This window comes from Levilactobacillus brevis ATCC 14869 = DSM 20054, assembly GCF_001433855.1.
Lineage (GTDB): Bacteria > Bacillota > Bacilli > Lactobacillales > Lactobacillaceae > Levilactobacillus > Levilactobacillus brevis.
Window position 1 is genome coordinate 461381 of sequence record NZ_AZCP01000001.1, and the last position, 12997, is coordinate 474377.

Annotated in this window: 14 protein-coding genes; 1 reads left to right on the plus strand and 13 read right to left on the minus strand. The window is 44.6% G+C overall.

Annotation, left to right across the window (positions count from 1 at the left end; genetic code table 11):
• Positions 1 to 3: 3 nt before the first annotated feature.
• From FC61_RS02425 to FC61_RS02460, 8 genes are all read right to left on the minus strand, one after another.
• Positions 4 to 1182, minus strand: coding sequence for an ABC transporter permease (locus tag FC61_RS02425; protein ID WP_021742639.1), 1179 nt, complete (start codon positions 1180 to 1182; stop codon positions 4 to 6).
• Positions 1179 to 1904: an ABC transporter ATP-binding protein gene (locus FC61_RS02430; protein WP_035464986.1), complete on the minus strand. Its 726-nt coding sequence runs from the start codon at positions 1902 to 1904 to the stop codon at positions 1179 to 1181. The genes FC61_RS02425 and FC61_RS02430 overlap by 4 nt, the downstream gene beginning before the upstream one ends.
• 492 nt (positions 1905 to 2396) lie before the next feature.
• Positions 2397 to 2654, minus strand: a complete 258-nt coding sequence (locus tag FC61_RS02435) for a hypothetical protein (RefSeq protein WP_021742637.1) — start codon at positions 2652 to 2654, stop codon at positions 2397 to 2399.
• 88 nt (positions 2655 to 2742) lie between these two features.
• Positions 2743 to 3423 (minus strand): N-acetylmuramoyl-L-alanine amidase, encoded by a 681-nt coding sequence (locus tag FC61_RS02440; RefSeq protein WP_035464985.1) that lies wholly within the window; start codon positions 3421 to 3423, stop codon positions 2743 to 2745.
• Positions 3424 to 3514: 91 nt separating this feature from the next.
• The gene (locus FC61_RS02445; RefSeq protein WP_011667613.1) at positions 3515 to 3775 is read right to left on the minus strand and encodes a Mor transcription activator family protein; all 261 of its coding nucleotides are present in this window, start codon (positions 3773 to 3775) and stop codon (positions 3515 to 3517) included.
• A 108-nt stretch (positions 3776 to 3883) separates the two neighbouring features.
• The gene (locus FC61_RS02450; protein ID WP_021742634.1) at positions 3884 to 4135 is read right to left on the minus strand and encodes a Mor transcription activator family protein; all 252 of its coding nucleotides are present in this window, start codon (positions 4133 to 4135) and stop codon (positions 3884 to 3886) included.
• Between the two features lie 211 nt (positions 4136 to 4346).
• Positions 4347 to 4745 (minus strand): arsenate reductase (thioredoxin), encoded by a 399-nt coding sequence (gene arsC, locus FC61_RS02455; RefSeq protein ID WP_024525290.1) that lies wholly within the window; start codon positions 4743 to 4745, stop codon positions 4347 to 4349.
• On the minus strand, positions 4742 to 5326 hold the full coding sequence (locus FC61_RS02460) for a TetR/AcrR family transcriptional regulator (protein WP_021742632.1): 585 nt from the start codon (positions 5324 to 5326) through the stop codon (positions 4742 to 4744). The genes arsC and FC61_RS02460 overlap by 4 nt, the downstream gene beginning before the upstream one ends.
• A 185-nt stretch (positions 5327 to 5511) precedes the next feature.
• On the opposite strand from FC61_RS02460, the gene FC61_RS02465 reads away from it, so the two are divergent.
• Positions 5512 to 7515: an ABC transporter ATP-binding protein/permease gene (locus tag FC61_RS02465; RefSeq protein WP_021742631.1), complete on the plus strand. Its 2004-nt coding sequence runs from the start codon at positions 5512 to 5514 to the stop codon at positions 7513 to 7515.
• A 90-nt stretch (positions 7516 to 7605) separates the two neighbouring features.
• Here FC61_RS02465 and FC61_RS02470 read toward each other — a convergent pair whose 3' ends face one another.
• The 5 genes from FC61_RS02470 to FC61_RS02490 form a co-directional block, all read right to left on the minus strand.
• Positions 7606 to 9192 (minus strand): TIGR03766 family XrtG-associated glycosyltransferase, encoded by a 1587-nt coding sequence (locus FC61_RS02470; RefSeq protein WP_021742630.1) that lies wholly within the window; start codon positions 9190 to 9192, stop codon positions 7606 to 7608.
• Complete coding sequence (locus FC61_RS02475) at positions 9185 to 9613, minus strand: 6-carboxytetrahydropterin synthase (protein ID WP_021742629.1); 429 nt, start codon at positions 9611 to 9613, stop codon at positions 9185 to 9187. The genes FC61_RS02470 and FC61_RS02475 overlap by 8 nt, the downstream gene beginning before the upstream one ends.
• A 2-nt stretch (positions 9614 to 9615) precedes the next feature.
• Entirely contained in the window at positions 9616 to 10977 is a 1362-nt protein-coding gene (locus FC61_RS02480) for a TIGR03111 family XrtG-associated glycosyltransferase (protein ID WP_021742628.1), read from the minus strand.
• Complete coding sequence (xrtG, locus tag FC61_RS02485; RefSeq protein ID WP_021742627.1) at positions 10977 to 11576, minus strand: exosortase family protein XrtG; 600 nt, start codon at positions 11574 to 11576, stop codon at positions 10977 to 10979. Before xrtG ends, FC61_RS02480 begins: the two co-directional genes overlap by 1 nt.
• A 117-nt stretch (positions 11577 to 11693) precedes the next feature.
• Positions 11694 to 12914, minus strand: a complete 1221-nt coding sequence (locus tag FC61_RS02490) for a Firmicu-CTERM sorting domain-containing protein (protein WP_021742626.1) — start codon at positions 12912 to 12914, stop codon at positions 11694 to 11696.
• Positions 12915 to 12997: the final 83 nt, after the last annotated feature.

Sequence of the window (12997 nt, forward strand, 5' to 3'; positions counted from 1 at the left end):
CTTTTAAACTTTCCGGTAGCGCCGTAGTCCCACGATGTTTAAAACCGTTAGGACAATCAGAAATCCCAGTAAAACAGCAATATCACCACCGAGCTTAAAGATTGAGGTACCCCGCATAATAATCTCGTTAACGGCGTCCCCCGAGTATTTAAGCGGAATAATGTAGGAAATGTCTTTGACCCAATCAGCCATTGAATCTAAGGGAATGATTCCGGAGAAAAAGACCTGGGGAACCACCACCAACGGGATGAACTGCATCATTTGAAATTCGGAGTTGGCAAATGTTGATAATAAAATCCCAAAAGCTAAAGCGACTAATGCCAACAAGAGGTTGATTAACACCACGCTCACCAAGCTGCCGACGACTTCAATCCCCAGCAACCAAACCGTTACCAGCACAATCAGTACCGTTTGCAGAATAGCTAGAATACCGTAACTCAGCATATACCCAAAGACAATCGATGATCGTTTCACGGGAGTTGCCAGCAGTCGATCGAGCGTCCCTGTCGTTCGTTCTTTTAACAGCGCCATTCCCGAAATTAGGAAAACAAAGAAGAAAACGAAGAAGCCCATCAAAATTGGCAGCATTTTAGCAAAATACCCGGTATCCTGATCACCATAAACGTAGTGGTTCGTTACCTTTGGTGCATTATTGGACTGACTGGTTTTCGGCGTCACCGCGTTCACGTGGTTGGTGGCTGACGTTGTCGGACCATTAGCTGCTTTTTGAGCTAGTGCCAGTTGTGCTTGCAGTTTTGCCACCGCCGTTGTGCTTTGCTTAAGCGCCGATTTCAATTGTGAAATACTGGTTGCCGTTAAGGCATTTTTGAATGCCAGCTTAACAGCAGTCGTCTTACTTGAATCGGTATTGGCATAGGTCAGATCATAGTTCTTTCCAGACTTTTGAACGATAGCATCCACCGTTTCTTGGTTCAACGCGTGCTTCGCGTCTGCTTTAGTATCATAGCTCTTAACGGTAACGTGCTTCAGGCTTCCCAGTTCTTCATTGAGCTTCGATGAGACAGAAACGGTAGCTACATTAACATCAGTGGTCGAATTGGTATTAAAGATCACGCTCATCAACAACATAATTAGGATGGGTGCCACAAACATTAACGCCAGCGTTCGTTTATCCCGAAATAATTCTTTTAGCACCCGGTTCATAATCGCAATGGTTCTCATGCTTCCACCCCCTCTGCCTTTAAGAAGACATCCTCAATCGTGGCAACACCGTACTGTTCTTTTAAGGCAGCCGGTCGATCAAAGGCCATCACTTTGCCATCAAGCAACAGAGCTACGCGATCAGCTAACTCGGCTTCATCCATCACGTGGGTCGTAATCAAGATACTACGTCCCACATCCCGTAGCCGTCCAAGTTCGGCCCAGATTTGTCGCCGGAGTGCTGGATCAATCCCCACGGTTGGCTCATCTAAAATTAAGAGTTCCGGATCACCTAATAAGGCAATGGCTAATGATAAACGGCGTTTCATCCCACCGGAGTACCCGGCCACGCGTTTGTTCAGGTCTGGTGTTAAATCAACCACCTGGGCCACGTGACTGATGGCCTGGTTCATATCTGCTGTTTTAATGCCCTTCATCAGTCCAAAAAACTTTAAATTCTCTTGTGCCGTTAACGTCTCATATAAGGCATCTGTCTGGGCCATGTAACCAATTTGACCTAACAATTCTCGATTAGGCATCGTGGTCCCTAACACCGCGGCATTGCCACCACTAGCGACTTCCATCCCCAATGCGACCTTAATAACGGTTGATTTACCAGCACCGGATGGGCCAATTAGACCAACAATTTCACCGCCGTTAACTGTCAAATTAATATCCTTTAGCACTGTTTGCTCACCAAACTGCTTAGCTAAATGACTTAATGCAATCATAGTCGTTGACATATGAACACTCCCTTAATTAAAGTGAGTAATTACTCACCTAAATGATCTAAATAATAGCTATTTTTAGCCTCAAGTAGGTAAAAATAGCTAGGTGAGTATTTACTCACCTTTGGTGCTTCTAATATACCACGTCTCTGGCGTAAGTCAATATAAGTCCACAAAAAAATACTGCGGATTCAGATTTGATCTAATGATCCAATCTTGAATCAGCAGTATTTTACGCTAGCTAGTTCGTGATTATATAACTTGATTACAGCCAGCTTGAAACCCTCAGCCTGTGATGGGGTAAAACTCTTGCTAACTCAAAATTTTACATAAATTGTTCACTACACTTAAAACAGCACTCTTAGTTGAGTATCGTTTCCGGCAGGAAAACAATTATCCGTATTGTTTTGAATTACCAACAGTCTCTACTATCACTATACACAACCTACTTGGTCACATAAAACTTTTCCGACCCGCAAAACTGGTTGTTCTTTCACAGGTTACTTTCTAACCTGTTTGTCGGTTGTGTTGCAAATAATTCCGCACGGTCCGTTCAGCCAAATCATACTTTTGACTCAGCTGATGGATCGAGCAACCTTGCTGGTAATCAAACTGAACGTGTTGAACCGTAACATCATGCCGTACCAAATTCAACGGAAAGTTGGCCGTGCTCCCCCGAAAATTCATAAAAACTTTCAAAGTTGCTTCTTCACCAATAACATCCGCTAACTCCTGATAAATAACTTGCCAATCGCTATGAGCCATTCACTCCACCTCATCGTTCTAAATATTTACGCAAAAAGGGTGTCGAGAAATCCCCCTGATTTCTCGACACCCCCAATTATAATTAACCTCACCGAATATTTTCATGTGTAATCGCTTCAATATCTGCCTTCGCAATTTTACCAATATTTTTACGAATATGAGCCATATCCGTCCGATTCGTAATGAACCCCGTCTCAATTAAACTATAGTCAATCCCACGTTTTCGCAAAACATTACAGTTTTTCAGGTCTGTTCGATAACTATAGCCATGATAGGCCCGATTCAAGCCAACATACTTTTTAATCACCTGCGCCAGTCGTTTATCACGTGCCGTTGGCCGCCGCTTGTGAATAGTCACATGACCACCATGACCACCGGCTGCATCCAAATGAAACATAACGACGGTGGCATGGCGGTTTAGCTTGTAGGACCCTTTATGGTAGGTCAATGTATCCTTCACAATATCCTGTTTAGGATTATAAAACGTCACCTGACTATGTTTGACTTTTCTGGCATACTTTCTCAGCTGAGGCAATAAATGTTGCCGCAAAAACATTGCCTCCGTGGTGCCATTGCCTCGCGCACCACTATCACCAGCTCCGTGACCCATCACTAAGATATATTGGTGCTTAGTTGGTGCCTTGACCGTCCGATTGACCCTGGGTTTTACTGCCTTAGTGGCAGCCGTCGCCGTTAAGGCCTGTCCGGTTACTACCACCATCGTCAACACAATCATGCTACACCAAGTGGCCTTCCACCACCGTTTCACACCCGTCACTCCTCATTTACTCGACTGATTAATTTTATCCATAACTATTTTAACACCTATTGATTCACAATTACGGAACCAGTTACTTTAGCTACTGATCCGTTTTTGCCTGTTTTAACTCTTGTTTCACCCAACGTTGCGTATAACCATACGTATCGGCAAGTTCTTTAACCGTCATTTCCGGATAATGTCGACGAACCGCCTTGGCCGCGCCTTCTCGATCATAAAGCTTCATCGGCAAGCTCAACTGAGTCCCCCGGAATTCTTGGTAAAACTTCATCATCAGATCATCGCCCAACAAGTCAGCCAGTTTTTTATAAGTTGCTTGTAATGCATCATTATCTACTTCCACAAAATTCCACCACCTAAATGTTTTCTTGATATCATCATAGTAGCAAATCTTTATGGCAGATAAAAATTCGTTCGACATTACACTTTGCAAGTCAAATTGATTGTATGATTACTTCACTTTTTCCCGTAAATAATTACGGACTGTCCGATCGGCTAGTTGATACTTATGTGCCAACTCGTGAATCGTCATCCCCACCGTGTAGTCTTGCTGAACACGCGTTACCAGCGCTTGGTGCGTCAGCAAACGTAACGGAAAGCTCACACTGCTCCCTCGAAAATGCTGATAAACTTTACGCGTAGCCGTCTCCCCAATAATATCCGCCAATTCCTGATAAACTGTTTGCCAGTCGTCTCGTTTCACATCCCCAACCTACCTTTTCCACAACTCTCACAATCCTGATCGCCAATTTCTAACAATCGTATCTACTATATTCTTGTCGATACCATTAAAATTTGCAACTGACAACCCGCCATAACTTTTTTGACAGTTAAACGTTTATCAGATAACCGTTATAGAAAAAAATCCCCGTCTTTGTGCAAGGCAACTGTCAGGGATTCTTATTAACGGCATACTAAATTTCTTTAATATGCCTAGCAATTTCATCACGAACCTGCCGAAAAATTAATAAACGTTCGGCCACACTTCCTGTAGCCTGAGCTGGATCAGCTAGTGGCCAGTGAATTCGCTTAACCGTGGCCGGGGTCACGGGACATCTATCTCGCGCATCGCCACACAACGTCACGACCAAATCACACTGTCTTAAATAACCCAGATCAATGACCGTTGACGTCTGCTGCGAAATATCAATGCCAATCTCGGCCATCACCTGAACGGCTAGTGGATTTAGTCCATGCGCTTCTATTCCGGCGCTCGCTACGTGCCAACTGGGATCTAGTATGTTACGGGCTAACCCCTCTGCCATCTGACTGCGACAGGAATTTCCCGTACACAAAAAATAAAGCCGTTTCATTGCGCCCCATGCTCCCTTCCCGCCAAACCGTACAGGCACAAATCCTCTAGCTGAACCATCATCGTCTCAGACAAAGGCCCCTCCGCGATAGCTTGGGCCTCCATCATTTGAATAAAGAGTCGCGCCGCCTGATCACTAATTTCGGCGCGCACTAGTCCACTTCGTCGCCCATCGGCAATGACCAACTGCCAGAATTCATCTTGCCATTGGTTGACTTGCGTTCTTAGCTCCGGGTGGCGATGGGCAAATTCAAAAAATTCGTGTCCCACGTGTGAAGAAAACTCATCACGTAAATTGGCTGCATATCGCAAAAACGCGTGTAATCGTTCTTGAAAACTCAAGCTCTGATCCTTGGCGAGGGCCATCATGGCCGTCATATGTTTTTCAAACAAGCGTTGTACCACAGCCATTACGAGGTCATCCTTCGTGGGAAAATACTTATACATCGTCACAAAAGAAATCCCAGCAGCCTCACTCACCGCTTTAACACTGGTCTCTTGAATACCTTGTGTACTCATTAACTCAAAGGCCGCATCCACTAACTTTTGTCGATTTATTTTTTTCTTCGTTTCTCGTTTCATGACTGACCACCTCCCACAGCAACTTAAAGTCGTCTTAGTGTACCACATTTCACCAAAACATTAAATATTTCAATTTTATGTTAAAGTAATTTGACTTTCAAATCCGTCAAGCGTAACCTAGGCTTCACAAAAGTTAAACAGAAAAATATGATGTTAAACCTTAATACATTCAGAGGAGCGAGCGAATGGCGATTTTACAGTTAAAGGATATCCACAAGTCCTATTATTTAGGTAAAGAAGAATTTCCCGTCTTAAAGGGAATTGACTTAGATTTCAATCTAGGTGAATTTGTTTCTATCTTAGGTGAATCTGGTGGTGGTAAATCCACATTAATGAATATTATTGGCGGCTTGGACCGGGAATTCCAAGGTGAAGTCAAGCTAAATGGTAAGCCTATCGATCACCGCAATGAAAAATCATTGGATCGGTTCCGGCGGGAAACGATTGGCTACATCTACCAAGCTTACAATTTAGTCAACCACTTAACAGTCCTCGACAACGTCTTAATTTCATTAGACATGACAACTTTGACTAAGGAACAGCGGGTTGACCGGGCAAACCATCTGTTGGAACGCGTCGGATTGGCCGAGCAGGCTAAGAAATATCCTAACCAATTATCTGGTGGACAAAAGCAACGGGTCGCCATTGCGCGGGCCTTGGCAAGCGATCCCCAGATCATCATTGCCGATGAACCGACTGGTGCGTTGGATTCACAAAATACGGCTGAAGTTCTCGACATTTTAAATGATATTGCCAAAGAAGGTCGACTGGTCATTACCGTGACCCACTCACAAGCCGTGGCGGATGCTGGGACCCGGATTGTACAGCTGGTCGACGGCAAGATCGACAGTGATACCTCAATCCGCCAGCCTTATCCAGTTACTGGAGATGCTGAGCGCTTAACGGCCCGTAAGCTTCCGGCTCGGGTCAGTTACCAAACCGCCTTCAAACATTTTAAGTTCACTTTTGGTCAAAATTTCTTAATCATGCTGGGAACTGCTATTGGTCTGTTTGCGGTCATTCTCTTCTCGGGATTAGGCAACGGCTTGAGTGGCTATATCAACGAACAGATCACTAATGTGGCGAACCCCCAAGTCGTTTCCGTTTCTCGCCATACAAAGTCAACCAGTAATGCCAACAAGCAGCAGGCACAGGCTGAAAGTCAACGGGCAGCAATGGGGATGGGAACCACCACAACCAAGCCCAAAACCTTTAGTCAGACACAAATCAGTCAAATCAAACAGCTCAAACATGTGACTAAAGTCGAAAAAAGCTACTCACTGACTGACGTTAAGATCAAGCATGGTAAGAAGTCAGTCACCACTAGTACCGCATCCAACTGGACCAGTTCTGCAACGACGTCTTCCATCAAAGTCGGTCACAAACCTCAGGCTGGCGAGATTGTCCTTGATAAAACTGCGGTTGCTAAACAGCTCAATAAAAAGGATTGGAAATCACTAATTGGTAAAACCGTCACGGTTAGCTATTCCACCGCTAACGCGAATAATCGACCTACCAAAGTGACCTTTAAAGCCAAAGTAGCGGGTATCGCTGAAAGTTCCACTGGGGCGATGTCAATTACAGCGGTTAACACCAACACCTTGGTCAAGGCTCTCAACAAGGCCAACGTTAGTACTAAGCCGGCCGCTCTAGCCGTTTCTATTGATAAGCTGGGGAGTGTCAACGGTGTGGTTAAGCAAATTAATAAACTCAAAAATGACGGCACCAGATTATATGCCGCCACATCAATTACTAGTTTGATTAGCACCGTTCAGACGTATGTTCACTTAGCTTCTTCCATTCTAGCAGCCATTGCAGCCATTTCCCTGATTGTCTCTGCACTGATGATCATTGTCACCATGTACATGTCCGTTAGTGCGCGGACCAAGGAGATTGGGATTTTACGTGCTTTAGGTGAAAGCAAGGCTGATATTCGACGCCTGTTCATCAGTGAATCCCTCATTATTGGTGTTCTGAGTGCCGTACTGGCAACGGTGATTGCATTAGGCTTAGGTGCATTAGCTAATACGATGTTATCTAAGATTGCGTCATATGCCTTCATTCAGATTACCCTTGGCAATATCATCACAACTTTTGTGATTGCCATCGTGATTGCCCTCATCGCGGCTTACTTACCAGCCCGCCATGCAGCAAGTCTGAATCCGATTGACGCGCTAAGCGCCGATTAGGCTATGCCGGATAAAACCCAAAAAAGGAGTCTGAGACAAAAGTCTCAAACTCCTTTTTTGGGTTGCCAAATATCTGGTGCCAGCTTACCTTCACATACTCTCTTCGTCAGCAGCTATTGCCGCGGCTAACTTTTCAGTATACCAACCCCACAGTTGTCGCACATTAGCCACCGCTCGGTCGAACGAAAAGGCTGCTAGTAGTAACAGACACGGTAAATATTGAATTAAGTATCGACTACGACCACCTTCGAACAACAGTAAAAATAAGAAGCCGCCAACCATCGATAATCGTAGAATTTGAATGACGTGTCGCTGTGGCCCAAATCCCAATGCAATGATGCTTAACAGAATAATCCACCAGAATTGCGCGATAAACCGAAAATCAGCGATATGCCGCCCATATAGATAGAGAAAATTCTTTAACTTGTTACTGATCCCCCGGTTATTTGGCCGCTGGTTATCATGAAAGAAGTGTCCTTCTTTCAGCCAACCAAAGGTACCATCGGCCGTATTATTTCGTTGTTTCTTAACCAAAAAGGTCAAGTAGCCGATCGGTCCCAGCTTCTTTAATCGCTTCGTCAACATGGTAACAGAGTAGTCCGTTTTTTGCTTAGATGTTGGTAATACTGCCATCTGAACAGCTTGTTTGGCACTATAGCCGCCCGAGCCATAGACCCCCATCGCCATAAAATGAATGGCTGGAATTGCCCGAGCTTTGTTCAACTGAATATAAGTCTGACTCTGGACTTTCTGGTTAGCATACTGATACGTATGCCAAGCGCTTCCACCGACCATGACTAGCAGTGCTACCGCCATAAACCATACCTGATCTGATACTGGTTTACGCCGAATGAACCACTCCAGCAACTCAATAATGACAATCGCAATGACCGGGATAATGGCAGAAGGCTTGATAAAGTATGTCAACGTCACGCTAATACCAAAGCCGTTCGCTGCCAGCACGCGCACTAACGCGGGTAACGTGGACTTACGCATCGCAAAATAGCAAAGCAGATAAATTGAGACCAGTGGTAATCCCCAAGCATCGGTGTACGGCATAATAATGCTGGGAAAAACCGCTAACCAGCCAACATGCAGATAGATGGCTGCCCCCAATGCTCGCGGTCGCACTAACCACACACTAATCAAGTTGCAGATTGCCGACAGATCCACAAAGAATAGCGTTACAAAATCAAAAAACAGCCACGAGGTTTGACCCGTTAGTTCGGTTAGCCAATGCATAAACAACATGATTGGCAGGTTGTTTTGGTTCAAACTGTAATAAGCCATAACATTGACTTCTTGGACATGTTTGGCACTGGTTGCCGCATAATGAAGCATCCCGGCATCAAAACCACTGGCCGGATGAACAAAGATGATTAAGAAAATTTGCCCAGCAAGCACCACCCCGAGCATGATGCTGCCAGTTAATAGCCGTTTTTTAATGAACACAGCAACCAACCACGCGTGAATCTCTGGATAAGCATAATTCATGACTAACACGGCCACTAATCCCAACACCAGTCCGGTCGTCACCATGGTCGTACTGGTCCCAAACGTTGGATTATCCCCTAAAATAATATTGGGTGATGTAATGGCAAAGAATAACATCAGAAAAAACAAAATTCGCCACGCCCAATTAATAACGGCTTGGCTGAATTGATAAAATCTATGCATCTATATCATCCTGTGACGCCGACTGATCTGGCAAAACTTCCGCCTCGGTTGGGAACTGGCGCTCAGTTATGTCGATACAATAAGATCGGGTTGGCGAGTCACTGACTTCAATTCGTAACAGAACAGCATTGTTTTGCCGCAAGATCGAATCAATCTCATTAAATAAATACTCAGTGACATTTTCCACCGTAGGATTAATCACCTGAAACTCGGGCAGATCATTGAGATATTGTCCCGACAAAGCATTAATAGCCTTATTTAAGGATTTTTCAATTTCAAAGAATGAAACCATCCCTTCAAACACATGAAGTTCACAGACGATTTCCCAAGTATGGTTATGCTTTTTACCCGTCCCCGATTCCCATCGAACCGCATGACTGGCATTAACATAGGATTTGATTTTATAAGAGCGTTGTTTCATTGCTAATCTCGCTTTCCTTTCCGTGCTTGCCGCCATCGTTGCCGGATTGTCTGGACATCATCACGAATAACGGCGGTTAATCGGTTCTTTTCCTCCGATAAGCCCCGCATCTTCCATGAAGCCTTCGTCGTCATCGCGTTAATAATCCCAATTAAACGAATCCAAGAACAAATGAACATATATACAGGTAACGTCAACGTTACCCACCACAACCGTAAATAAAAACGTTGCTCCGTCGGGTACGGTTGTAACAGGATGCTCACACTCACAAAGTTGACCACCGCAACGACAACGTATAGGGCATAAATCAACAGGTATGACAACAGCAGAATCAGTGATGAATAACCAAAGGCAATTAAAACGACTGTGGCAAATGTCCAGATCATTCTGGGAAATGTAAACGTATGGTCAATCATCATTCGTCGAACTAAGAAGTTTTTAAAAAATCGTTTTAAACTAGCCGTTTGCTTCATATAGTTTTCGGTAACTTCCAACTCACCGCGCTGCCAGCGCTGGCGTTGTGTATACAGTTCAGAAAAACCAGAGATCGGCTCAACATAAAAGATGGCATCGGCACAAATAACCACTTTTTTACCTAACCGGGTACGAATCTGAAACGTCATATCCGTGTCCTCACCGATGGTATCAATATCATACAAGAACGTCTCCATTAAGACTTCCCGTCGGAATGCTGAAAACGCACCGGACATGGTAAATAACTGATCGCGTGACGCTTCAATCGTTCGTCCCGATAAGAAGGCCTGCGCGTACTCATAGTATTCGTTCTTGGCCAATAGCCGGTGACCGAACCCCTTGACCTTTTGAACCAGTTCCTCTTTTGGTAGGATCGCGCCAGTCATAGCCGCAATACTTAAATCATTTTCAAAACGCAATACCATATTCTTAACAGCATTCTTTTCTAACAACCCATCGCTGTCAATATTAATCACGTAAATACCAATACTTTCGTAAATCGCCGTATTTAACGCCCGGGCTTTCCCCTTATCAGTATTCACATAACGTAAAATCAATTCAGGAAAGGTGTTTTGTGCCCGGGCATACGCTCCAAAGCTGCCATCGGTACTCTGATTGTCAGCTAGAATAATTTGCATGGCCTCTTTAGGATAGGTTTGCTCATTAATTGATTGAATACACTCAAACAGCGTGTCCTCCGAGTTATAAACGGGAACAATGATCGTCACCCACGGCCACTTACCAGGCGGCGTTAATTTCGGCTCATGACGATGCAAGTGCATCAGCTTAGCCGTTGAGATCAAAGCCGGGATAATTTCAACCACAATGGGGATCAGCGCCCAAGTAATCCAGAAGCCCATCCGCGTCAAGGCTAAATTGATCCAGTACATCACGACTTTTCTTGCCTCCAATCAATGAATTCCCGATAGATACCTCGTGCCAATTGCGAATACGTGAAGACATTGTAATACAGCGCAATCACCAAAACATAAAATAGTAACCGACCAATCACGGAGTGGGCTAGGAAAAAGGTCTCACCGCCGCCAAAGTGCACGATGATAATCACAACCACCAGCCGTAAAACATTGATTGCGTAGATATACAGCACACCGAAGACCGCGTAGAAGACTTTTTCCTTTCGCTGATACATCGGGAAAAAGACCACCAAGGCTACGAAGGCACACGTCTCAATAATGCCTGAGCACTCGTAATCAATTGACATCACTACGGGATTGCCCGTATTAGTAATATAAACCAATCCCATTTTGAACATAATCGTACACCAATGTGACAAGGTGCCAAAGAAAGCCACACCGTGAATCACGGCATGCGTAAAGAACCATACCCAATATGGCCGGCTAATCGCGGTTAAAATGAAAAAAAGCCCGGCACTCCCCACAATAAAATAGAAGGCAGATAACCGCGCTCGCTTGAGCACTGAAAGTCCATATAGCCATATCACAATGCCCAATAGGATTTTGATATTCATACGTATCCGTCCTAATTAATCAACTTATCAAACGTTCTCGTTAGCCAATTACCGTCAGCTCACCACTTTGATCGTGGCAATCACTAACTATCAATCACAAACCATTATCATACCACACTATTTACCGGAAGTGGATGTTTTTGATCGACCAAGCCTACCGGATTTACGTAACCGCCAGTAACCTAGTCCCGCAATAACCACACCGATTCCAGCAATGACATACGGCCCAGTTGAACCACCGGCCACCGTCACTTTTTCATTACCAATATTTGGATTATACATCGTAATCGTTTGTCCAGTCATTGTCGATAGATTGAACTTTCTTAGATCCACTTTAAATTCAGCAATATTATGACCATCTTCGGAAGAGACATAACCATCACCAACGGTGCCGTATTGGCCGCCTTCGTTCCATTTACCACCAGTAAAGCTGACAGCCTTAGCATCGCCCGCACTCACCGGACTAGTTGGCATTTCCTTAGACCAAACGTAGTACTTCTGACCACCAATATCAAAGTTATAGTCACCATAGCCCGGAACTAAGCCATACTTCATTTTGACATAAACGTAGACGTAATTGCCATCACTAACCATGGCGGTATAGCCATTGTACCCTTCAGTTAAGGTAACATGCTTCCAGTCAGCAAACTTACCGTCAATCACAATATTTAAGTTATCATTATCGTTATTGGCATTACCGTCCGTGGTAGTCGTTGCCTTAGACGATTGGTCTTCTTTACCCGCAACCACACCAGTTGCACTTGATGAGCTCGCACTATCGCTAGTCGCCGCGTTCGTCAGATCGTCAACCGTTGTTGAAGCCGAGTCACTACCAATGTTGGGGTTGGCCATCGTGACGGATTTGCCATTAGCCGCTTTCGTCAAGCCCAAAGCCGTCAAATCCACTCGAAATTCCGCAAGGTTGTGCGTGCCATCATTTGATACATAGCCAGTTCCCACAGCACCATACTGCGTGCCTTCATTGGTCTTACCACCAGTAAACGTCACCTTTTTAGTTTCCCCTTTACTGACGTTACTTGGAATATTATCTGACCAAATGTAGTATTTTTGCCCGTCAATCGTGAAATTATAATCCCCATAACCAGGTACGGGACCATTTTTCATCTTCACGTAAACCTCAACGTATTTCCCGGAACTCACAAGTGCCGTGTCCCCATTATAGCCTTCGGTTAAATTAGCATCTTGCCAATCAGAAAAATTGCCATCAATGGCCACTGATGAACTAGCCGCTGCCGCCAACGTTGGTTCCGTGACGATTGCCGTTCCTGCAAGTCCTAACGCTACTGCTCCAGCTAAAATAATCTTTTGTAATTTCATAAAGTCCCTGCTCCCAAAAAAAGTTCACGACCCAGCTTTCCCGCCAGTCGTTTTATCTTCATTTACGTTATATAATGATTGAA

Bases quoted from the DNA above. Each gene is read 5' to 3' on its own strand.
- FC61_RS02425 (WP_021742639.1), bottom strand. From the start codon at position 1,182: ATGAGAACCATTGCGATTATGAACCGGGTGCTAAAAGAATTATTTCGG.
- FC61_RS02430 (WP_035464986.1), bottom strand. From the start codon at position 1,904: ATGTCAACGACTATGATTGCATTAAGTCATTTAGCTAAGCAGTTTGGT.
- FC61_RS02435 (WP_021742637.1), bottom strand. From the start codon at position 2,654: ATGGCTCATAGCGATTGGCAAGTTATTTATCAGGAGTTAGCGGATGTT.
- arsC (WP_024525290.1), bottom strand. From the start codon at position 4,745: ATGAAACGGCTTTATTTTTTGTGTACGGGAAATTCCTGTCGCAGTCAG.
- FC61_RS02460 (WP_021742632.1), bottom strand. From the start codon at position 5,326: ATGAAACGAGAAACGAAGAAAAAAATAAATCGACAAAAGTTAGTGGAT.
- FC61_RS02465 (WP_021742631.1), top strand. From the start codon at position 5,512: ATGGCGATTTTACAGTTAAAGGATATCCACAAGTCCTATTATTTAGGT.
- FC61_RS02470 (WP_021742630.1), bottom strand. From the start codon at position 9,192: ATGCATAGATTTTATCAATTCAGCCAAGCCGTTATTAATTGGGCGTGG.
- FC61_RS02475 (WP_021742629.1), bottom strand. From the start codon at position 9,613: ATGAAACAACGCTCTTATAAAATCAAATCCTATGTTAATGCCAGTCAT.
- FC61_RS02480 (WP_021742628.1), bottom strand. From the start codon at position 10,977: ATGTACTGGATCAATTTAGCCTTGACGCGGATGGGCTTCTGGATTACT.
- xrtG (WP_021742627.1), bottom strand. From the start codon at position 11,576: ATGAATATCAAAATCCTATTGGGCATTGTGATATGGCTATATGGACTT.
- FC61_RS02490 (WP_021742626.1), bottom strand. From the start codon at position 12,914: ATGAAATTACAAAAGATTATTTTAGCTGGAGCAGTAGCGTTAGGACTT.